The organism is Haloferula helveola, assembly GCF_037076345.1.
Taxonomy (GTDB): domain Bacteria; phylum Verrucomicrobiota; class Verrucomicrobiia; order Verrucomicrobiales; family Akkermansiaceae; genus Haloferula; species Haloferula helveola.
The window spans coordinates 2,910,029-2,932,130 of the sequence record NZ_AP024702.1; the positions used below are offsets into that span (position 1 = coordinate 2,910,029).

The 22,102-nt window shown below is 64.2% G+C and carries 18 protein-coding genes; 8 read left to right on the top strand and 10 right to left on the bottom strand.

Annotated elements, in window-relative coordinates:
* Positions 1-103: 103 nt before the first annotated feature.
* Genes HAHE_RS10720 through HAHE_RS10730 form a run of 3 tightly spaced genes read right to left on the bottom strand, consistent with a single transcriptional unit; the run spans position 104 to position 2,810 of the window.
* Positions 104-1,213, bottom strand: coding sequence for a filamentous hemagglutinin N-terminal domain-containing protein (locus HAHE_RS10720; protein WP_338684319.1), 1,110 nt, complete (start codon positions 1,211-1,213; stop codon positions 104-106).
* Between the two features lie 5 nt (positions 1,214-1,218).
* On the bottom strand, positions 1,219-1,869 hold the full coding sequence (locus tag HAHE_RS10725; RefSeq protein WP_338684320.1) for a hypothetical protein: 651 nt from the start codon (positions 1,867-1,869) through the stop codon (positions 1,219-1,221).
* Positions 1,870-1,874: 5 nt separating this feature from the next.
* Positions 1,875-2,810: a hypothetical protein gene (locus HAHE_RS10730; RefSeq protein WP_338684321.1), complete on the bottom strand. Its 936-nt coding sequence runs from the start codon at positions 2,808-2,810 to the stop codon at positions 1,875-1,877.
* A 462-nt stretch (positions 2,811-3,272) separates the two neighbouring features.
* Here HAHE_RS10730 and HAHE_RS10735 point away from each other — a divergent pair, with 462 nt between their 5' ends.
* From HAHE_RS10735 to HAHE_RS10750, 4 genes are all read left to right on the top strand, one after another.
* Positions 3,273-3,704, top strand: coding sequence for a hypothetical protein (locus tag HAHE_RS10735; RefSeq protein ID WP_338684323.1), 432 nt, complete (start codon positions 3,273-3,275; stop codon positions 3,702-3,704).
* Positions 3,705-3,763: 59 nt separating this feature from the next.
* Positions 3,764-5,665 (top strand): hypothetical protein, encoded by a 1,902-nt coding sequence (locus HAHE_RS10740; protein ID WP_338684324.1) that lies wholly within the window; start codon positions 3,764-3,766, stop codon positions 5,663-5,665.
* Positions 5,666-5,692: 27 nt separating this feature from the next.
* The gene (locus tag HAHE_RS10745) at positions 5,693-7,129 is read left to right on the top strand and encodes a serine hydrolase domain-containing protein (RefSeq protein ID WP_338684326.1); all 1,437 of its coding nucleotides are present in this window, start codon (positions 5,693-5,695) and stop codon (positions 7,127-7,129) included.
* Between the two features lie 157 nt (positions 7,130-7,286).
* On the top strand, positions 7,287-7,409 hold the full coding sequence (locus tag HAHE_RS10750; RefSeq protein WP_338684328.1) for a hypothetical protein: 123 nt from the start codon (positions 7,287-7,289) through the stop codon (positions 7,407-7,409).
* Between the two features lie 35 nt (positions 7,410-7,444).
* Here the strand turns inward: HAHE_RS10750 and HAHE_RS10755 are convergent, their stop codons facing one another.
* Positions 7,445-10,171, bottom strand: a complete 2,727-nt coding sequence (locus HAHE_RS10755; RefSeq protein ID WP_338684330.1) for a DEAD/DEAH box helicase — start codon at positions 10,169-10,171, stop codon at positions 7,445-7,447.
* 187 nt (positions 10,172-10,358) lie between these two features.
* On the opposite strand from HAHE_RS10755, the gene HAHE_RS10760 reads away from it, so the two are divergent.
* The 3 genes from HAHE_RS10760 (at position 10,359) to HAHE_RS10770 (ending at position 14,681) form a co-directional block, all read left to right on the top strand.
* On the top strand, positions 10,359-12,389 hold the full coding sequence (locus tag HAHE_RS10760) for a PDZ domain-containing protein (RefSeq protein ID WP_338684332.1): 2,031 nt from the start codon (positions 10,359-10,361) through the stop codon (positions 12,387-12,389).
* Between the two features lie 36 nt (positions 12,390-12,425).
* Complete coding sequence (locus tag HAHE_RS10765) at positions 12,426-13,271, top strand: serine protease (protein ID WP_338684334.1); 846 nt, start codon at positions 12,426-12,428, stop codon at positions 13,269-13,271.
* Positions 13,272-13,340: 69 nt separating this feature from the next.
* Positions 13,341-14,681, top strand: a complete 1,341-nt coding sequence (locus HAHE_RS10770) for a sulfatase (RefSeq protein WP_338684336.1) — start codon at positions 13,341-13,343, stop codon at positions 14,679-14,681.
* Between the two features lie 6 nt (positions 14,682-14,687).
* On the opposite strand, the gene HAHE_RS10775 is transcribed toward HAHE_RS10770, so the two are convergent.
* From HAHE_RS10775 to HAHE_RS10790, 4 genes are all read right to left on the bottom strand, one after another.
* Complete coding sequence (locus HAHE_RS10775; RefSeq protein WP_425510990.1) at positions 14,688-16,115, bottom strand: sulfatase family protein; 1,428 nt, start codon at positions 16,113-16,115, stop codon at positions 14,688-14,690.
* A gap of 154 nt (positions 16,116-16,269) precedes the next feature.
* Positions 16,270-16,524 carry a hypothetical protein gene (locus HAHE_RS10780; RefSeq protein ID WP_338684340.1) on the bottom strand — a complete coding sequence of 85 codons (255 nt, stop codon included), beginning with the start codon at positions 16,522-16,524 and terminating at the stop codon, positions 16,270-16,272.
* 52 nt (positions 16,525-16,576) lie between these two features.
* Positions 16,577-18,070 carry a sulfatase gene (locus HAHE_RS10785; RefSeq protein ID WP_338684341.1) on the bottom strand — a complete coding sequence of 498 codons (1,494 nt, stop codon included), beginning with the start codon at positions 18,068-18,070 and terminating at the stop codon, positions 16,577-16,579.
* A 35-nt stretch (positions 18,071-18,105) separates the two neighbouring features.
* The gene (locus HAHE_RS10790; protein ID WP_338684343.1) at positions 18,106-18,648 is read right to left on the bottom strand and encodes a glutathione peroxidase; all 543 of its coding nucleotides are present in this window, start codon (positions 18,646-18,648) and stop codon (positions 18,106-18,108) included.
* 93 nt (positions 18,649-18,741) lie between these two features.
* Here HAHE_RS10790 and HAHE_RS10795 point away from each other — a divergent pair, with 93 nt between their 5' ends.
* Positions 18,742-20,199, top strand: coding sequence for a hypothetical protein (locus tag HAHE_RS10795; RefSeq protein WP_338684345.1), 1,458 nt, complete (start codon positions 18,742-18,744; stop codon positions 20,197-20,199).
* A gap of 10 nt (positions 20,200-20,209) precedes the next feature.
* Here HAHE_RS10795 and HAHE_RS10800 read toward each other — a convergent pair whose 3' ends face one another.
* Complete coding sequence (locus tag HAHE_RS10800) at positions 20,210-20,608, bottom strand: hypothetical protein (protein WP_338684347.1); 399 nt, start codon at positions 20,606-20,608, stop codon at positions 20,210-20,212.
* 34 nt (positions 20,609-20,642) lie between these two features.
* On the bottom strand, positions 20,643-22,088 hold the full coding sequence (gene sthA / locus HAHE_RS10805; protein WP_338684349.1) for a Si-specific NAD(P)(+) transhydrogenase: 1,446 nt from the start codon (positions 22,086-22,088) through the stop codon (positions 20,643-20,645).
* Positions 22,089-22,102: the final 14 nt, after the last annotated feature.

Here is a 22,102-nt window from a genome sequence, read left to right on the forward strand (position 1 = left end):
GGGGCTCAATCATCTTGCGAGGTCCAAAACCACGGGGTGAACCCCGTGGCTAACCGCCTGCGTCCCTTCGGGACTTGAATCACCAAACGACCGAACCGCCGACTCACCGCTTGGGCGTGACGGTGGTGCGGGTGCGGAAGAACGAACGCTTGCGAACCGGAGCCACGTTTTCCGCCACGGCGCGGGAACGGCGCTTGGCTTTCTTCTCGTCCTCCTTGGTGAAGCCGGTCCCGGCGCGGGCGGTCACGGTCGAACTGGTCGGCACCGTGCGGCGCGCGCTGCGGTTCGAGGACAGCGAGGGAAACTCGTTGAGGGCGGGGGAGATGCCGCCGGTGAATTCGCCTTCGACCGGACCGATGAAGGCGACCTCGCCGTTCGGTTCGACGGAAAACTCGGCCGAGCCGGCGCGGACGGTAAGCCCGGCGGCCCCGGTCAGGATGTTGCCGCCGTCGTCCACCCGGAAAAAGGCGCGGCCGCGGCCGTCGTTCGCGGTCATCTGTCCGGTCATGCTCATGGCATTCTGACTGACGAACGCGATGTCCGCTCCGGCGTCGATCACGCCACCCTGGATGATCTGGCTGCCGCCATCGGTCACCGCGTTCTGCGGAGCGTTCCGGTCGATCGCGACCTCATCGCCGGTCACTGCGACCACGTTGCCGGCCGACTTGATGTCACCCACAACCTGCAATTCGCGGCCGACGAGGATCACATCGCCGGACGTGCTCGTGATCTCGCCACGGATCACCGTGGTCGGGTTGCTGTTCGGTGTCGCTTCGAACTCGAGGTTGCTGCCGCCATTGAAGAATTGCGTCGCCTCCGCATTCAGGCCGCTGGCGGTGAAACTGCCGGCGACAACCCGCGCGGACGGGCGGAAAAGCAGCCAGCTGTTCGGGCTGAGCAGGACGACATTGCCGTTCGACTCGATCGTGCCTCCGACCAGTGTCACACCGGTTCCGGTCACGCGGTTGACGACGGTGTCGGCCGGATTGGTGAAGTTGAACTGGAGATCCGAACCTTGGGGCAACGTGAACGAATCCCACTCGATCACCGTGTTGTCATTCAGGCTGACGATGGTCGAGTTGCCCACCACCTGCCCGGTTGCGGTGCCCGGTGTGAGCAGGTGCGACGCGCCGATCGGGCTGCCGAGGTCGTCGGCGACCAGCGGCGTGGCGCTCAGGCTTGCGGCAACGAGCCATGGTTGGACCTGCTTCATGGCTCTTATTCGCTGTCCTCGTCGGCGGGTTCGGGCAACTCCGCGAGGGTTTCGAGAATGAGCTCGGCCAGATCGTCATCGTCGCTCGAGAATGCCAAGGCATCCGGTCCGTCGTCGCCGGCGAAGGGCGTGCTGATCTCGCCGATGCCGCCATCGACCAGCACCAGATTCGGTCGCCGGTTCGCTTCGAGGGCGCTCTGCAGATCCGAGTCGGAGGGAACGACCACCAGCTGATCCTCACGGAAATAGCCGGAGTCCTGGAGTTCGCTGACCTGCTCGTCGCTGAGGCCGGTGACGATCACTATCGAGGCTTTGCTGTCCCCGCCGGGGCTTCGGAAATCCTGAGGTCCGGGTCCCGGGCCCGGATCGGTGGTCGTGCTGCCGAACGGGTTGAAGATCCAGACCGCGGCGATCACAACCACCGCGGCCATGCCGACTGCGGCGAGCTGCGGGGTGCGGAACATCGCGGCGACCTTCTCGAAGAATGACGCCTTGGCCACGGTCGGGCTCGGTGTCCGGGCTTCGCGACCTTCCAGCGCGGCCAGCACGCTCTCCGGGAGCGGCTCCTTCGCCCTGCCTTCGGCGCGTTGCGGATAACTGTCGGCCAGCACCTGCTTCAGCCGTTCGATCCGGTCGTTGGAATCGGATGGGTTCATGGCGGTCAGATGGCAAGGGCTTCGGCGAGACGCTCGAGCGCGGGGTTGAGGATGTCCTCGACCCGACGTCTCAAGGTCGATGCCGATTGGTTCGGGTCAATGCCGAGGAACTCGAGCTTCGCCGGATCGGCGATGAGGTCCTTCACGGTGTAGTTCTGGGCGACGTGGATATCGAAGATCAGGCCCCACTCGACGGCGTTCAGCTCTTCACGGCACTGCTTGTAGATCTCTTCGAAGCGCCAGGTGTCGGGGCGGGATTGGTCGGCCGCGGCCGGGTCTTCGATTTCGACCGCAGTTCCCTCCTCGGTCTCCATCGCGTCGAGGCTGTGGAGATGGTCTGGGCGGGCCTTCTGGGTGTTCCGGCGGCGGATCGAGTCGATCGCCCGGAAGCCGACGCGGCGGCAGAAGTTGGGGATGATTTCCTCGAACACGATCAGCTCCTCGATCGGGGCCGGGCCTTCGGATGAAAGCGCGAGCGAGGCGAAGGTGTCGTTGAAGACCTCTTCGCCATCCTCGTCGCGCAAACCCTTGCGGTGGATCACCTGGAAGCCGAACGGGCGGAGGAAGCGGTCGAGCTTGTCCCACTCGGGATGCCCGAAACGTCCGTCGCCCTTCCGCTCCTGCAGGGCGGGCAGGTCGAGGTTCCGCTCGTAGCGCCGGTCTTCCGGATCGCGGTAGCGCTCCTGGTCGTGGCTCAGCACGCGCTCTTCGGCGACATACTCCTTGGAGCTGATGGTCGCATCGTCGAGGACCACCGCATTGGTCCGCGCGCTGTCGTTCGTCTCGTCGCGCAGCCGGACGTGGTTGAGCAGAAGCGGTTCGCCGAGGCGGAGTGCGGTTTCGCGATTCACGAGCACGCCGTTCACCGGCCGTTGCAGGCGTTCCAGCATCGCGTTCCAGAGGTTTTCCCAGAATGCCTGATCTTCCGCGGGAAGGGTCATGTCCGCCTGATGCCAGCAAAGGGTAGGTGGCGTGGCAACGAAAACCGGAAGCGGCGGGGCGAGGGTTGGCGCGGGTATGGAGTTCGAGGAGTTCATGAGCGTCAGCCCCTATTCGCGGGCGCGGGCTGGCAGTTTCAAATTAGGCCGCATTTGTGTGCGGACAGATTGGAAGAGCCGAATCGGCGTCCGGGGATGGAGTGCCGGCTTCCGCAGGCATCGGTCGTCGATGAAACGGTGGGCAGCCGCATGACCGAACCGCTCGGGAGGGTGGTGGGAGAGCGAAGGGTGAAGCGCTCGGGCTCCGGGGCCGGCTGAAGCCGGCGGTCCAATACGAGGGCACGCGACGCCCGGGGAAACACGGGTTCCGAACTTTTTTCGCAGCAATTTGAAATCGCTGTCGGGCGATGGCGAAGGGACGGGCAGCAGGGCCTCGAACGGCTCGATTCAACCCAACACAAACTGATGAAGACCTACCACCTGATCCCACTCCTGACCGCCGCCGCCCTGATCGGCCCCGCGGCTCACGGAATCGAACTCGTCGCCTCGTCCTTCGGCGGCTGCGGAACCAGCGTCAGCGCCAGCTACGCCACCGACGGCACCTCCGATCCGAGCGCATCCCGCCCCGTCGGCAGCCCGAACAGCATCGTCTGCTCCGGCCCGATGGTCTGCAACTACCGCCCGGTGATCGCCGGTACGCCGAAGTGCCACGTCCTGAAGGGCGAGGCCGGCTTCCTCAACCTGGTCACCGTGCCCGATGTGCCCGGCTGGTCGTGGACCGCCTCGGCCAACCTCTCCGTCTGGTCGCCCGTCCCGGGTGGCGACGGCAATCCGGTGGTCGTTCCGATCGACGCCGACCGCCGCTTCTTCCGCCTCGAAAACCCCGATCTCCCGTGAATTCGAAACGTCTCCTGAAAACCACCAACAACCTCAAACCAACAACACTCCAAAACATCATGAAAACCAACCTCATCATCCCCGTCCTCGCGACCACCCTCAGCCTCGCCGCCATGGCGGACGTGCCCAACCTCATCCATCACCAGGGAGTCCTGCAGGATGACGAAGGCAATCCCGTGAACGCCCCGGCCGACTTCAAGTTCGCGTTCGTCAATGGCGACGCCACCGTCAGCTTCTGGAGCAACGACGGCACCAGCTTCGCCGGTTCCGAACCCGCGGCTTCCGTGGCCCTTCCGGTCAGCGACGGCCTGTTCAACGTGCAGCTCGGCAATACCGACATCGGCATGGTCGCGCTTCCGCCGTCCGTGTTCACCACCGACGAGGTTTTCCTCCGCATCTGGGTGAATGGCGAACAGCTGACCCCTGACCGCCAGGTGACCTCGGTCGGCTATGCGATGCAGGCCGCCACGGTGGCCGACGGCGCGATCACGCCCGGCGCGATCCCGGCCAACACCATCACCTCCAGCCACATCGTCGACGGCAGCGTCGGCTCGGACGACATCGCCGATGCCATCACGCTCGAGACGCTCAAGCTTGAGAAGGGCGGCAGCCAACTCAGCGAGTTCACGGTCGCCAACAACTCGCCGATCCTGAACTTCTGGGACGGACTCGGCACCCCGACCACCTCGATGGGCGACCTGCTCGGAGGCGGCCGTCTGAAGCTGTTTCAAATCAGTGGCAAGCCGGGCATCACGGCCGACGGCGACGCGGCGACCTATGCCAACGGAAGCTCCGCAGGCGGTGAGTTCATCGTCCACGACAGCGCCGGTGAGAAAGGCGTGTTCCTTGACGGCGAGAACGCCGGTGGTGCCCGTATCGAGGTGCACCAGAAGGGCGGATCCTCACCCTTCATCGAAGCCGAGGCGCTCGGCGACTTCGGCGGTGCCGAAGTGGTGGTCCGCGGTGCGGAAGGCGTGAACGGCGTCGAGATCTTCGGCCAAGGCAGCGAAGGCGGCGCGGATCCGAAGAATCCCGATGGCAACCGCAACGGTGCCGGCACGATCAAGCTCTACCAGCCGGAAGGCCTCGGTGCCGTGCTCTACGGCAGTTCGACCCAAGGCGGTGGCGCGATCAGCCTGCGCGACCAGTGGGGTGACACCAAGTTCCGCATGTATGGCGGCAAGCACTCGGCCAGTCTCGATATGGGCAACGCCCAAGGACTGCTGACCATCGAAGCGGACGCCGCCTACGGCACCTTCGGTGAATCCCGCCTCGTCCTGCGCCAGGCCCTCCTCGGCGGAGGCTCGGTGAACACCGTCCAGATCGAAGGCGGCACCAACGACTTCGGCGACAGCGGCGGCCAGATCCGCCTCCGCGACGAGCAAGGTCACACGACCATCGACCTCGACGCTGCCTCCACGAATGGCGGAAGCCACGTCAAGTTGCGCAACCACGCCGGCCAGACGACCATCGAGTTCGATGCCCAGGACGGAGACGGCAACGGCATCATCCGCACCCAGGTGCTTGAGATCACCGGTGGATCGGACCTGACCGAGCAGTTCAACATCAACCCGAACGCCCTCGAACCGGAACCCGGCATGCTGGTTTCCATCGACCCGACCAACCCGGGTGAGCTGGTGGTCAGCACCAAGGCCTACGACCGCACCGCGGCGGGCGTGATCAGCGGAGCGGGTGGCGTCAAGCCGGGCATGCTGATGGGTCAGAAGGGCTCGATCGCCGACGGCGACCACCCGGTTGCACTCACTGGCCGCGTCTACTGCTACGTCGACACCGAGTTCGGCCAGATCGAGCCGGGCGACCTGATCACCACCTCCCCGACTCCGGGACACGGCATGAAGGTCACCGACCACAGCCAGGCCCAAGGCGCGATCGTCGGCAAGGCGATGACCGAACTCAAGGAAGGCCGCGGCCTCGTGCTGGTGCTCGTTTCCCTCCAGTAAGCATAACGGATCCAACCAACCCAGGCCATGAAACCGAAAAGCCTGACACTCGCCGCGGCCTCCTTGTGGGCCGCGGCGGCTCTTCCCGCCGCGGCGGTTCCCGCGGTTTCGGGACGCCCCGTTCCGGAGCTGACCGATCTCGACGACATGATGTCCACCTTCATGGACGCCAACAGCATCACCGCCGGCGTGCTCGGCCTGATGCAGGACGGACGGATCATCTACCTCCGCGGCTTCGGCGAGGACTACGATGGCAACGACCTGCAGGAGAACGCCCTGTTCCGCGTCGCCAGCCTGACCAAGCCCGTGACCGCCTCGTGCATCCACCAGTTGATCGACGACACGGTGAACACCAACGCCTTCGATCTCGACCAGGTCGGCGGCGGGGTCCTCGACTACGATCCGTGGCCGTCGCTCGGCGACAACCGCCTTCCCAACGTCACCGTGTTCCACTTGCTGAACCACCAGGGCGGACGGAATCGTGATCCGGACGGAGATGGAACGAATGACATCAACGACTGGACCTACCAAGAGACCAACATCGCCGGCCAGATGGGCGTCGACTCGCCTCCCGGACGGGTTTCCACGATGCGCTTCATCCTCGGGCAGCCGCTCCAGCTCAACCCCGGCAACGGAACGCTCGTTGGCGACGGCACGGTGGTCGGAAATACCTACTCGAATGCCGGCTACCTCGCCCTCGGCCTGATGGTCGAGCAGGAGAGCGGGCAGAGCTACATCAACTACGTCCGCAGTAACGTGCTGACGCCTTCGATGTGGGTGCCGTCCACCGAGATCCACTCCGGACGGACCTTCCGCTCGTGGCAGAACTCTCGCGAACCGGCCTACGACAGCGACGCCGACGTGAGCAATGTCTACGACAATGTCGGTCCGGACAATGTGCCCCGCTCGTATGGTGGATGGGATCATGACGCCCGCACCGGGCAGGGGTCGTTCGTCACCTCCGCAGCCGCCTACCTGACCTTGGCCGACAACTACCGGGTCGGCTACAACGGCGGCAACATCGGTGAGTCGCTCGACGACTTCCCGCTGACCGCCGGTGAGAAGAACGGCCACACCGGATCGATGCCCAGCGGCACCAACAGCGCGGTGCTCCAGCGCGATGACGGCTACCGGATCTTCATCGCGTTCAACAAACGCAATCCGTCGGGCACCAACTACGCCCGGACGATGCGGACGATGGTCGACAACTACATCGACAACATCGGAGTCCCTGTCATCAACCGCACTTCGGACGGATTCTGGACGGTGCCCTCGGGCGGAGCCGGCAACAACGGCGACTTCGGCGGCTACCACCGACCGTTCCATTCGTTCGGCGACGCGCTCTCGGTCACCCAGAGCGGCAGCAAGATCCGGCTCAAGCCCGGAACTACCGATTGGACCGGCACGATCGGCAAGCGGCGCCGTTTCGACGCGCCGCTCGGCCCGGTGAAGATCGGATTGTAGCTCTCTCCCCCTTCCCGCGTGGCCGTCTTCTCACGCGGGCAAACCCAGAGGGCCAGGCGTCTCCGAGGCGCCTGGCCTGAGGCGTTTTCCGGGAAATTTCCGGAAATTTGAGATCACGGCCTGCGGTTGACGACTTCAGGGACGGAAAGGAAAGACCATGAAGACGCGAATCTACCTCCACCTGAAGTGCCCCTGCCAGAACTGGCAACAAGCCCGCTTCCACCTCGCCGGTATCATCCGCGAGTTCCTCCCACACCGCCTGCAGTCATTCGTGCGGTGATGATGGAGAGGGGATTTCCGGTCCCTTCCCGATCCTTACCCGAGCGGAGCCAGCAGGTTTGACAGTAGCTGCGCATCGGGCGCGGCGGCCTTGGCGGCATCGGCGAGGAGAGCGTCGGCGAGCTGGCTTTTCTTCTGCTGAAGCTGGTGGATCCGCTCTTCCACCGTCCCCTGGCAGATCAGCTTGTGGACGAAAACCGGGTTCTTCTGACCGATCCGGTAGGCGCGGTCGGTGGCCTGGGCCTCGGCGGCCGGGTTCCACCAGGGATCGTAGTGGATGACGGTGTCGGCCGCGGTCAGGTTGAGTCCGGTGCCGCCGGCCTTGAGTGAGATGAGGAACAGCGGGATCTCGTTGTTCTGGAATCGCTCAACCAGCTCGCCGCGGTTCTTCGATGCGCCGGTGAGCATCAAGTACGAGATCTGCCGTTTTTTAAGATGCTCGGCGATCAGGTCGAGCATCGAGGTAAACTGCGAGAACAGCAGGATGCGCCGTCCTTCCTCCACCAGCGTGTCGAGCAGGTCGGCGAGGTAGTCGAGTTTGGCCGAGCCGGCGGCGTCGGCCTCGAGCTTGGATTCGTTCTCGAACTTCAGCAGCTTCGGCTCGCAGCAGATCTGGCGGAGCTTGAGCAGCGCCTCGAGGAACAGCATGCGCGAACCTTCGAGACCGCGGATCGCGATCGCCTGGCGCACGCGCTTGTCCATGGTCGCGCGGACCGTTTCGTAGAGATCCTTCTGGCCGGTGTTGAGTTCGACCGGGTGGACGAGGATCGTCTTCGGCGGAAGCTCCTTGGCGACCTGGTCCTTGGTCCGCCGCAGGATCAGCGGCGCGACCCGTGACTTGAGCGCCTTCTGCCGTTCCTCGCAGCCTTCGTTTTCGATCGGCTTGCGGAAACGGCGGTTGAATTCCTCCTGTCCGCCGAGGAAGCCGGGCATGAGAAAGCGCATTAGGCTCCAGAGTTCGCCGAGGTGGTTCTCGACCGGCGTGCCGGAAAGGCAGAGGCGGTGGCGGGCATCGAGCTCGCAGGCGGCCTTGGCGACCTTGGCGGCCGGGTTCTTGATGTACTGCGCCTCGTCGAGCACGACGAGGTGGAAGGGGAAGTCCCGGAGCTTGTCGATGTCGCGCTGGAGCAGCGCGTAGGACGTCAGCACGAGATCGGCGTAGGGGATGGAGCGGAAGTATTTCTTCCGCTGCGGTCCTTCGAGCACGAGCGGCGTCAGTGACGGCGCGAACTTCTTCGCTTCCGCCAGCCAGTTGGGGACGACCGAGGTCGGCGCGACCACCAGCGCGGGCCGTCGCTCCATCCGCCCGGCTTCCTTTTCGGCGAGGATGTGGGTGATCGTCTGCAGGGTTTTTCCAAGCCCCATGTCGTCGGCGAGGATGCCGTTGAGGTCGTGGGCGGCGAGGAACTGCATCCACTCGAACCCGGTCTTCTGGTAGTCGCGGAGTTCGGCCTTGAGGGAGCTTGGAACGGAGAGCGGAGAGGTCGGTGATGAGGTCTTCCCGCTGAGCGATTGGATGAGCGCTTCGAGTTTGGATGGCGGACTGAAGCGGTGCGGGTCGTTGTGGACCAGTGTGGCGGCGTCGAGCGGGTGGAGCTTGAGCTTGCCACCCTTGAACCGCTTCGGGTCGATGAGGGCGGAAAACTGCCGGAGGATGCGGCGGATGCGATCGGCCGGAAGGTTGAGCGCGCGGCCGTCATCGAGGTGGTGGAGAAAGCTGCCTTCCGCGGGAAACTCGAGGGTCACTTCATCGGCACCGCGGTCGAGGAGGTCGGCGAGGATCGGCAGCAGGTCGAGCTGCTTGCCGCCGACGTCGAAGCCGACCGAAAGGTGGAACCAGCCGGTACCGTCGTCCTCGAGGACATAGGAGAAAGCGTCCGGGTCGACCTCGATGACTTCGTGGCCGACGTCCGCGTCGAACCCGACCGTCCAGCCCGCCGCCTCGAGCGGTGCGGTGCCGGTGGCGCGCAGCCACGGCCAGTAATGGTCGAGCGTGCCGTGTCCGGGGTTGGGGAACCAGAGCGCCGAGGCGATCGGGGCGTCGGCGCCTGACGATTGCTTCTGTTCCAGCGCGAGGAGGAACCGGAACTGGGCGTGGGAGCCGAGCGAGGTGAGACCGGCCTGTTGGAGCTGAAGGATGGCATTCATCTCCGCGGCGACATCGCGTTCGATCACGAGGTCGGCGGAAACCCGGTGGTGTCTCGGTCCGGCGGTGCCGCCGAGTGGAATACGATGGTCACCGTAGATGGCGAAGGGACGGGCGACCACCCACTCGCCGGTGTCGGGGAGCTTGAGCGCCTGGAGGAGAAGCCGGACGACCTTCGACCCGGTCGGCTCGCGAACCACCTTGAGGTAAAAGCTTGGAGCTTGGGGCTCAGAGCTTGGAGTCGGAGACGCCACCTCGGAGGTGGTCATCTGGGAGCCGATTTCATAATCGGCGCTCCTTTCGGCGAGCAGATCGCGGAGTTTGGACGGCTTGGTGGCCGCGAGGAGCAGGGCGGCGGCATGCGGGCAGTAGGTTCGGATCTCGCAGGGGCACGAGGTTTCGAATTCCCAGCGGCCGCCTGCCGGCCAGTGGACGGCTTCGCAGCATTCACCGGCGACTTCCCCGCGCAGGACGAAGGTTTCCGCGTCTTCCCAAACCGTGGAAATGGCCCGCGCCTTGCCCTTCAGCTTGGCCGCGATGTGCATGACCTCGTCCTCGAATCGCTCCTTCCACGCGTCGGAAGTGAAGTGGTCGCGGATATCAGGAGGCTCAGGCACGATTCGGTGCGAGGGGATAAGGTCTGCCGGCGGTGGAGTCCAGCGCGTGAATTCGGACTAAATTGCCCAAAGAGGTATAAATCGGCGGCTTCGCGAGTCCTGGCCGGAGTCCGTGCACAATTCCGGTGGCTGTCGCAGTTCGTTCCACAGATCCGGAATCGATCTTCGCTAGGCGGTGCAAACGCCAATGAAGAAGCTCATTCTTTCCGCTCTGATCTCCACCGTCGTCCCGATGCCGTCCGCGGCGCAGGAGACCGCGGCTCCACCTGCGTCCGCGACCGATGTCTCGACCGCGATCGCGAAGATGTATCCGACCCTCGTCCGCATCCATGTGGTGATGGAAGAGGGCTCCAACGGCCGCATGAAGAAGCAGCAGGGCAGCGGCAGCGGTGCGATCATTTCGCCCGACGGCTACGTGATCACCAACCATCACGTCGCCGGTCGCGGCACGCGCTTTCTCTGCACGCTCTCGAATCGCGAAGAGGTCGATGCCCATCTGGTCGGCACCGACGCGCTCTCCGACCTCGCGGTGATCAAGCTCGACCTGTCGACCCGTCGCAATCCCGACGAGCCCCTCGCGGTCGCGAACTTCGGCGACTCGGACGCCCTGAAGGTCGGCGACACCGTGCTGGCGATGGGCTGCCCGGGCGGGCTTTCGCAGTCGATCACCCGCGGCATCGTGGCGAACACCGCGATGATCGTTCCGCGCAACCGGATCTCGATGACGCTCGATGGTGAGAAAGTCGGAGAGCTCGTCCGGTGGATCGGCCACGACGCGGTGATCTTCGGCGGCAATTCCGGCGGCCCGCTGGTGAATCTCGACGGCGAAATCATCGGCATCAACGAGGTCGGCATCGCCAGCCTCGGTGGAGCGATTCCCTCGAACCTCGCCAAGGACGTGGCCAAGGAGCTGATCGACAAGGGCTACGTCACCCGCGGCTGGATCGGCCTCGAGACGCAACCGCTTCTGCGCAGCACCCGCGATGCGAAGGGCGTGCTTGTCGCCGATGTCTGGGAAGAAAGCCCGGCAGCAAAGGCGGGCATCGAGGCCGGCGATTACATCACGGCTTTCGGTGGCGAGGAACTGCCCGACTGTCACGCGCCCGAGGACCTGCCGATTTTCAATGCCATGGTGCTCGGAAGCGAGCCGGGCAGCGAGGTCGTACTGGCCGGTCTGCGCGACGGCAAGCCGATGGAGTGGAAGGTCACCGTGGAAGTCCGCGAGCCGAATCTCGACAAGGAGTCCGAAGCAAGGGGATGGGGACTGACCGTTCGTGACCTGACCAAGGTTTCGGCGCTCGAGCGCCGACGTGACGACACCTCGGGTGTCCTGATCGACACCGTCCGCAAAGGCGGCGCGTCGTCCCAAGGAAAGCCGGCCCTGAGGTCCGACGACATCATCCTGAGCCTGAACGGCGAGCCGATCGGAAGCGTGGAGGCCTTCGAGTCCTTCACCGCCAAGTTCACCGCCGAGCTCGATGAACCGGCCCCGGTGCTGGTCGAATTCGAGCGTGGCGACGAGAACCTCGTCACCGTGATCGAAGTTGGCCCCGAGATCGATCCGCAGCGTCCGCGCACCGCCGACAAGCCGTGGCTCGGTGCCGCCATCCAGGTCATCACCGACGACCTCGCCAAGGCGCTCGGAGTCGCCGGCAAGAAGGGCGTGCGCGTCAGCTCGGTCGCGCCCGACTCGCCGGCCGGCCGCGCCGGACTGAAGGAAGGCGACCTTTTGCTGAAGCTCGACGGACGGGTCATCAACGCCCGCCGGCCGGAAGACGCGGGCGTTCTGCCCGAGCTGATCCGCGCGTATCCGGTGGATGCGAAGGTCGAGTTCACCGGTCTTCGCGACGGCGAGCCGCTGACGATCGAGGTCCAGCTCGAGAGCCGGCCGCAGCCGCAGGACAGCATCGACGAGTTCGAGGACGACCGGTTCGAGTTCACGGTCGCGGGCCTGAATGACGAACAACGCCGTGAGGCCGAGCTGGGAGCCGCGGCAGGAGGAGTCACGGTCGGCAAGGTCGAGGCCAGCGGCTGGGCCGCGCTCGGCGGCTTGATTGCCGGCGACATCCTGCTCAGCGTCAACGGCGAGCCGATCGACTCGCTCGACACCTTCCGCCAGACCCTGCTGGGCTTCCGCCAGAGCAAGCCACGCAGCGTCGTTTTCTTCGTCCAGCGGGGCCCCCGCACCCACTACGTGGAAATCGAGCCCTGGTGGTGATCCGCCTTCCTTCTCTCAATCCAACCGAACCGAAACATGATCCGTATTCTGACCGCAGCCCTGCTCTCGACTTCCGGCCTCGCCATGGCCGCTTCCGGAGAGCTTCACGCCACCGCCACCAAGTTGACCGAAACCCACCGCGATGCGGTCGTGTGGATCTCGGTCGTCGCCAAGATCACCATGTCGGCCGAAGGTGATGTCCCCGATCAGATCAAGGCCCAGCTCGCCGGTCAGGAGCAGGAGACCACCGCCGAGACGACGGGAACCTTCATCAGCAGCGACGGCATGCTGGTCACCGCCCTCGCCCAACTCGACCAGTCGACGATGGTCGACGGCAAGACGGTCAACACGCCGATGGGGGCGATCAAGCTCAACGCCAAGTCCGAGATCCGCGAGATCAAGGTGATCATGCCGGACGGTACCGAGATCCCCGGCGACCTTGTGCTCAAGGATGCCGATCTCGGCCTCGGATTCATCAAGATGCGGATGGATAGCGACGAAGCCCAAGGCGTGGAGATCAGCTCGATCGATCTCGCCGACAGTGCCGAGGGCAAGCTGCTTGACGATTGTGTCGCGCTCGGCCGGTTGGACGAGTCCTTCCAACGCGAGCCCAGCGTGGTGACCACCGAGATTTCGGGCATCACGACCCGCCCGCGGATGCTTTATCGCGTCGGCACCGACTCGATCGGTTCGCCGGTGTTCCTCGGAAACGGCAAGCTTCTCGGGATCTCGGTCTTCCGCAAGCCGGCCGGCGACCTCGACGCAAAGACCAAGCTCGCGCCGGTGATCCTTCCCGCAGCCGAGGTGGCGAAGCTGGCCGAGCAGGCAAAGGCAGCGAAGCCGGTTGAGACCGCACCCGCCGAAGACAGCGAGGAAGGCTGAGGCCTTCCGCCGGGCGGATGTCTCAATTTGAGGCTAACGATCCGAGGAGCTTCACGGTATGCATCGATGATGCGCCGGAAGCTCCTCTTTCTTTTGGTCGGTTTGCTCGCTCTCCCGCTGCGGGCGGCGGACAAGCCGAACATCCTGCTGATCTTCATCGATGACATGGGGGCGGTGGACCTCGGCTGCTTCGGCTCGAGTCTCTACCGCACGCCCAACATCGACCGGCTGGCGACCGAAGGTGTCCGGTTCACCGGTGCCTACGCCGCATGCCATGTGTGCTCGCCCACGCGGGCAAGCCTGCAGACCGGGATCTATCCGGCGCGGCTTCACATCACCGACTGGCTGACCGGCCACAAGAAGCCGACTGCCAAACTGAAGGTGCCCGACTGGCGGATGGAGGGTCTTTCCGACGCGGACGTGACCTTGGGCGAGATTCTCGGGGAGCAAGGCTACGCGACCGCCTGGCTCGGCAAGTGGCACCTCGGCAACCGTCTGAAGAAGGGCAAGGAGGGCGCGCCGGGACCTCAGAGCTTCGGCTACGATGCCGGAGGCGAGGAGTGGAATCTCAACAAGAAGGAGGATGGGGAGGATCCGAAAGGGGTCTTCACGCTGACCCGCGAAGCGCAGGAGTTCATCGGGAAGCATCGCGACCAACCGTGGTTCGTCGGGCTGTCGCACTACTCGGTCCACACGCCGGTGCGATTCAACAGGAAGCTGAAGGCGGAATACGACGAGATCGTGAAGGAGAAGAGTCCGCGGCAGAAGAACGCGGGGTATGCGGCGATGGTCGAGGCACTCGATGAGAGCGTCGGCCAATTGCTCAAGTGGCTCGACCAGCAGGGGCTCTCCGAAAACACGCTGGTGATCTTCTTTTCCGACAATGGCGGGCTGGTCGGTCCGACTGACAACACACCGCTTCGCGCGGGAAAGGGGACGCTCTACGAAGGAGGCACGCGGGTGCCGATGATCGTGCGTTGGCCGGGCAAGGCTCCGGCCGGAACGACCAGCGACGCCCGCTTCTGCAGCATCGACTTCGTGCCGACGCTTGGAGCGATCACCGGTGCGAAGGTGCCGGACGGTGTCGACGGCCTCGACTTCACCGAGGCTTGGAAAGGGGGAAAGGCACCCGAACGCGACGCGCTTTATTGGCACTATCCGCACTACCACAAGGGTATGCCCGGCGGATCGGTGGTGAAGGGTGACTGGAAGCTGATCGAGTGGTTCGAGACCGGCGACGTGGAACTCTACAACCTCGTCGACGATCCCTCCGAGAAGCGCGACCTTTCCGAGAAGAAGCCGGAACTCGCGAAGTCGATGCTGGCGGATCTCAAGGCGTGGCGGAAAGACGTCGGCGCTCAAATGATGACCGCCAACCCGAACCACAAGCCGGGGAAGCGGAAGCGCTAGTCCGGATCAGGGATTGGCGTCGATGATCGCCTGGATCGCGGGTCGGCCTTCGTCGGTCTCGTCGAGCTCCTTCCGGGTTGCGGTGAGTTGCTCCTTCATCGTGCGGATCACCGGCGCGTATTCCGGGTTTCCGTATTCGTTCCGCATCTCGTGCGGATCCTTTTCGAGATCATAGAACTCCCATGCGACGGGAGTCCGGTCCTTCGCCGATCCATTCTCGTCCGTGCCGTAGAAGAAGATCAGCTTGTATCGATCGCTGCGCACTCCGAAGTGGCCGGGCACCGCGAGGTTGTGGGCCAAGTGCATCCAGTAGCGGTAGTAGGTCACCTCCCGCCAGTCGGTCGGCTTTTCATCCCCGCGAATGGCCGCGGCGAAGCTCCGGCCCTGCATGGCCTCGGGTGTCTTTTCCAATCCCGCGACCTCAAGCATCGTCGGCGCGAAGTCGGTATTGTTGATCAGCCAGTCGTTGGTTCCGGTCTCTTTGATGCCATCAGGCCATGAGACGACCAACGGCATCCGCATCGCCTCTTCGTAGATCCACCGTTTGTCCATCAGGTCGTGTTCCCCGAGGAAGAATCCCTGGTCGCCGGTGTAGAGGATCAGGGTGTTGTCGAGTTCGCCGGTTTTCTCGAGGTAGGCAAGGATTCGGCCGACGTTGTCATCCACGCCTTTCACGCAGCGGAGGTAGCGCTTCAGGTATTCCTGGTAGCTGGCCTTGGTGTAGGCGGTTTCGTCGAGGTCCGGGGAAATGCCGAGCCGCCAGCCGAGCCTCCACGGCGCGTGATCCTTGCCGATGCCCGAGCCGAGTCCCGCGCTGCCTTTGGATCCCGCCGGCGGTTGGAAGAGATTGTCGGGTTCGGGAACCGTGACGTCCGAAAGGTAATCCGAGTAGCGCTCGGCGAAGGAGAACATGTCGTGGGGCGCCTTGAAGTGGTGCATCAGGAAGAACGGCTTCTCCTTGTCCCGTCCGTTCTCCAGCCACTCGAGGCTGATGTCGGTGATGGCGTCGCTGGAGTGCTTGCCCTCGGCCCGGATCACGTTTTTCGGCCACGGTTTTTCGCCTCGGATCCGGAAGTCGGGGTTGTGGTATTTTCCCTGCCCGGGAAGGACGCAGTAGTAATCGAACGCCGCGGGTTCCTGCTTGAGGTGCCACTTGCCGACCATCGCCGTCTGGTAACCGGCGCGCTTCATCTCGATCGGCAGCAACTGCCGGTCCGGCGGGATGTTGCCGGTCAGGTCGAGCACGCCGTTCGTTTGCGGGTACTGGCCGGTGATGATTGAGGCACGGCTGGGCGTGCAGATCGAGTTGTTGCAGAAGACCCGGTCGAAGCGGATGCCGTTCTTGGCGAGCCGGTCGATGTTCGGGGTCGGGTTCAGCGGTGCCAGCCGGCTACCGTAAACCCCGATGGCCTGCGACGTGTGGTCGTCGGCCATGATGAAGAGGATGTTCGGTCGTGAACTCTCCGAATGCGCGGGCGGGGGTCCCGCCAAAAGCAATGCGACGACGAGTGAAACCGGTCTCCAATCCATCATGCCGCACGCTAAGGAGCGTGGATTTCGGGATCAACCTCCGAAGCTGCGCCCGGCCTCAGCCGAACAGGTAGAGCGACGCCTTGATGATGGCGGCGATGATCCCGACCACGCCGAAGACGATCGATGTCAGGCTGACGATCCCGCCCCTCTTGCTCGCCGAAAAGGAGATGAGCAGACCGATGATACCGAGGACGATCGCAGCGAGCGCGAGCAGCAGGCCGAAGGTCGCGCCTTGGAAGAAACTCCAGATGGCCGCGACGATGGCCAGCAGGGAGACGATGCTGAAGGATGCCTTGGGCTTCTCGCTCATGAGTCACCCTCGGGAGATTCGCGGCGCCGTCAAATGCCTCGGCGGCCACCGGTCACTCGACGACCGGCTTCGCGGGCTTGTCGGAGTCCTTCGATTGGAGCGGATACTGCGCCCCCGCCTTCTCGAGTGCCTTGGCCATCGCCTCGATCATCCGCTTGCGGACCTCGGGCTCCTTGTCGGCAAGGTTGTCCGACTCGGTGCGGTCCTTCGCCAGGTTGAAAAGCTCGCAACGTTTTCCGGCGGGCTTGTTGTAGTGGTAGATCAGCTTCCAGTCGCCGAGGCGGTAGGAGGTGAAATAGCTGCTGCGGTGATCGTGCGGGAAATGCATCAGGAACTCGGGCTCGCGCTCGAGCGAGCCGCCGCCGAGCGCCGGCTTGAGGTCGGCGCCATCGATCGGCTGCTTGTAGTCCACACCGGCGAGATCAAGCAGCGTCGGGAAAATGTCGGTGATGTTGCCGGCCTCGCGGCTCAGCGTTCCCGCGGCCACCGGCAGGCGCTTCTGCAACTCGCTCGACGGATCGGGCTTCGCCCAGCCCGCGATGAACGGAACGCGCATGCCGCCTTCGTAGTGCGTGCCCTTCTTGCCGCGCAGCGGCGCGGCGCAAGCGATCTCGTGGATGCCTCCGAGCGGCGCGTCGGTGCCGTTGTCTCCGAGGAAGATGACGAAGGTGTTTTCGGCGGCGCCGATCTCGTTGAGGTGATCGAGGATCTGTCCCACCGAAGTGTCCATGCTTTCGATCATCGTCGCGAAGGTCTTGGCCTGCCCCTTCACTTTGGCACCCTCGTAGTGGTCGATGTACTTCTTGTTCGGTTGGAACGGTGCGTGGACGGCGTAATAGGCCATGTAGGCAAAGAAGGGCTTGTCACCTTCGGCCGCTTCGGTGAGCGCCGAATTCATCTCCTCGGTGAGCGCCTCGGTCAGATAGATGTCCTTGCCGTGGTACTTCTTCAGATCGGGCACCGCGCGGCTCTTGTTGCCCTTGATCCAGCCGAAGCCGTCCTTGCCGTAGTAGCTGCCGGGCTGGCCCCACGAGCAGCCGCCGATGTTGACGTCGAAGCCGAAGTTGCTCGGAAACTCACCGTAGAGACCGATCGGGCCGAAGTGGGCCTTGCCGGCGTAGATCGTGTGATAGCCACCTTCCCTGAGCACGCCCGGAAGCGTCTGCTGGCCTTCGGTGATGCCCTCCCATTTCCAGTCGTGCGGTCCGAGCGCACCCCGGTTGTTTCCTTCCGAGCGGATCCACTGCGTCGTGTGGTGGCGCGCCGAGCTCTGCCCGGTCATGATCGAGATCCGGGTCGGCGAGCAGACGCTGTTGGCGTAAAAGGTCTCGAAGCGAATCCCGTTCTTCGCCAGCCGCTCCATCGACGGCGTGCGGTAGAACTTGTTGAGCGGGTGGACTTCCGGCTTGCCCTCGGTGTCGGCGAGGAAAGGCACCGAGCTGTCCATCAGCCCCATGTCATCGACAAGAAAAACCAGCAGGTTCGGCCGGTCGGCCGCAAGGGCCGGGAGAGAGAGGGCGAAGAGGAGCGGGATGAGGCGTCGCATGGGGCGGGAATTACGCCTCCCGCGCCCTCGGCCTGTCAACCGGCGAGGGCCTTCTCGATGGCCTCGGTCACTTCCTTGCTGTCCGGCTTCTGGCGCGGTTCGAAGCGGACCAGCGGCTTGCCATCCTTGCCGATCAGGAATTTGCCGAAGTTCCACTTCACGTCACCGGGGAACGCGCCGTCCTTGCCGGTGAGGGCGGTGTAGAGCGCGTGTTGCTCGTCGCCCTTCACGTGGATCTTCTCCATCAGCGGAAAGCTGACGTCGAACTTGGTCGTGCAGAACTTCTGGATCTCCTCAAGCGTCCCCGGTTCCTGGTTGCCGAAATCGTTGCAGGGGAAACCGATCACCACGAAACCCTTCTCCTTGTATTTGTCGTAGATCTCCTCGAGCGCGTCGTACTGCTTGGTCAGTCCGCACTTCGATGCGGTGTTCACCACAAGGACGACCTTGCCGTTGTAGTCGGACAGCGAAGTCTCCTTGCCGTCGATGGTCTTGAACGGGATCTTCGCCAGATCACCGGCGAAGGTCGGGGAGGCGAGCGTGACGGTGGCGGAGAAGAGCGACAGGAGATGTTTCATCGTCGCGAGCCTACTGCCATTCGGCGGATCCGCAAGCGGAGCGATGCGGCTGTCGGATTGCCGTCGGATGATTTCTGATCCAGGGTTCCGGCTGTGGCCGCGATTTCCCGTCCCATCGTGCTTGCCAGCGCCCTGATCGTGGTCGCGGGCGGGCTGGCGCTGCGTCCGCGTGGCGGGGAAACTGAGGAGGAGCCGGAGGTGCAGGCAGCCGGAGTCGCCAAGACCCACACCCGACCGGTGCTGGAGTCCCGCGGCGTCCGCGTCCGCGATCTTGTCCGGGCCGTACGGACCACCCCATTTGAGAAACGGGAGGCTTGGGCCGCTTCGTTGAGCGACGAAGAGCTCAGGCGGCTGAGCTTGGAGCTGCTCGATGAATTTGTCCGGGCGGATGAACCGGATACGACCGTCGTCCCGTGGCTGTGCGCTCTCTCGATCGAGTTTGGTGAAAGGGACTATGAGGGATTTGCCGCACTGATCGACGAGTGGAGTCTCTCGAATCCGGCAGGCGCAGCCGTGGTCCACCATGCGGGGCAGGCGGCTCTCGTCGGACTGGCGCGGCACAGTCCGGCGAAAGCCTTCGAATCACTGTCCGAGCCCTTCCGGACCAACGCCGATTTCATCTCACCGCTCGATGCCCAGACGATTCCCGGGATTCCTCTCATCCAGACCGGCACGGTGCGATGGTGGCCCAGCGGCTCGGCGACGGAGGCGATCTTCCGGGAGTGGGGAAAACAGGATCCGAAAGCCGCTCTCGCCGCCGTTAGCGGCGCAGGGTCCGGTGCTTACCGGGGACTGCTAGCGACGACTGGCGACCCCGGCATGATCGAACGGATCTTGGAACAACTGAAGAGCGATCCTTCGTCCTTGGGCTTCATGGCGGGAAGCACTTCCTTTGTGAATCTTTCCAACGTGCGAACCGGCGATGCCGCGATCGAACGCAACAGCATCGATGCGATTCTCAACAATCCCCACCGGTTCTCCATCCCCAGCTTGGCAACGTCGGTCGGCGGAGCTCTTGCGGGGGTTGCCGAGCATGATCCGCATCTCGCGTGGGACTTGGCGGAGTTTGACGAAGTCAATCGGGCAGCGCCGGAGCAAGCGCAGTCGCCGGTAGCTACATCGACCACCCGCGAGTCGCTGCTCTCCAATTGGACGGCAAGGGATCCGGAGGGAGCGATCCGGTTCCTGACGGACCTCGAACAAGGAAACCCGTCCGCGGTTGTTTCCGATCACTGGATCTCGACGGCCCGCGAACTGTTCAAGTCGGATCCTGTCAGGGCGTATCAATTGCTAGAGGATCGGGGTCTGGACGGCGACCCCATGGCATTCAATCAACTCCGGTACAAGCATTTCATGTCTTCACCTCAATCGACCTGGCCGCTCTTCGATGGGCTGCTACCGGCTCAGATCCCGGGGCACTCCGAATCCGAGATGATTCGTCTGGTCGGCCGATTGGCACTTGAGCCGGAACAGAAAGCCGCCTGGATCGATTACATCGAGAGCAGCGATCCATTCGCACCCCAGCCCGAGTTGCCTGCGATCGCCGAGTGATCGGGCCGGATCAGTAGTAGATCCGGCGTCCATAGGGACCCCAGCTTCCCCAGCCGTACGAGCCCCAGCCATAGGCGGCTTCCATCTGCATCTCGGCCGCTACCCGTTGGTCCTGGGCGATCTGCTGCTGCACGGCGAGCTTCTGGTACTGCTCGTGTTCCTTCGGGCCGCCGACATAAACGACTCCTTGATCCGGATCCTTGTAGCCGTAGAGCATCTTGCCATCGATCTCCTTGTTGTAGAGCTTGTAGGGCTCCATCTGGTCGTAGAGGGCCGTCTGCTTTTCGTTCTGCGGCTTCCGCGGTTGGAAACCGGACGCCGAAAGCAGGCGCTTGGTATTCGAGGATCCGACGCCCGCGCAGGAGGCGAGCAGGAAAGCGGCGAGGACGAGCAGGAGGGAGGTTTTCATAGCGTCCCCAACCTGTACGACTGCCGTTCCGGGATCAAGCAGGCGCTTCGGCTTCCGCCTTGGCGGCTTTGCGTTGCTTCAGGCTCTGGACGGTCTGGATCTTGTTGGCGGCATTGAAGGCCGCCACCTTGTAGCACTCGGCCAGCGTTGGGTAGTTGAAGACGGTATTGAGGAAGTAATCGAGCCCGCCACCGAGGCCGATGACCGCCTGGCCGATGTGGATCAGCTCGGTGGCACCTGAGCCGATGCAGTGGACTCCGAGCAGGGTGCCTTCGTCGCGGTGGAAGATCATTTTGAACATCCCGGAGTCGTCGCCGAGGATCTGGCCGCGGGCGATCTCCCGGAACCGCGCGATGCCGGTCTCGTAGGGCACCCGGGCGGCTGTCAGTTCCTCTTCGGTCTTGCCGACCATCGAGATCTCGGGGATCGCATAGATGCCGATCGGGAAATGAATGCCCATCGGTTGGGCCTCCTTGCCAAACATGTGACAGGCGGCGAGCCGTCCCTGCTCCGACGAGGTGGCGGCGAGTGCCGGGTAGCCGATGACGTCGCCGGCGGCATAGATATGCGACACCGAGGTCTGGTGGTCGTCATTCACCTTGAGGCGTCCGCGGTCGTCGGCCTCGAGGCCGGCTGCGGGCAGGTTCAGGGCGTCGGTGGCGCCCTGGCGGCCGACCGAGAACAGGATCATGTCGGCGACGACGTGCTTGCCGGACTCCAGTTCGATCAGGCCTTCGCGTTGGCCGCCGTGCTCGACGACTTCCATCGAAGAGACTCCATCGCCGCAGCGGAAGGTGACGTCCTGTTTGCGCATCTGGTGGACGAGTTCATCGACGATCTCGTGGTCGAGGAATTCGAGCGGCCGGGGCCGTTTGTCGATGATCGTGACCTGCACGCCGAGGGCGGCGAACATCGACGCATACTCGATCCCGATCACCCCGGCGCCGACGACGGCGACCTTGCGCGGGAGTTTCTCAAGTTGCAGCAGCGAGTCCGAAGTGACGACCACCTTGCCGTCGGCGGCGATGCCCCGCGGCTCGGCCGGGCGGGTGCCGACCGCGATTAGGATATTCGCTCCGCTGACCCGGCGTTTCGAGCTGATCCCGTCGACCACCAAGGTGTGCGGATCCTCGAACGATGCCCGGCCGCGGATCACCTCGATGTCATTCCGGGAGAGGGCGTCCTGGACCGTCTCGGACTCCTTGGCGACGACGTTGTCGACCTGGGCGATCAGCTGGTCCATCGACGGACGGGCCTTGCGCGCCGTTGGGGTGCCGTGGTCGATCCCGGGATCGGCATACAGCCTCCGGACCGCCTCGCGGAAGGTCTTCGAGGGGATGGTGCCGGTCTCGATACAGACGCCGCCGATGCAGGTCTGCTTCTCGATAATCGCGACACGTTTGCCGAGTTTGGAGGCCTGGACGGCGGCGCGTTGTCCGGCGGGACCGGAGCCGATGCAGATGAGGTCGAAGTCGTACATGGGTTGGGTGGAGG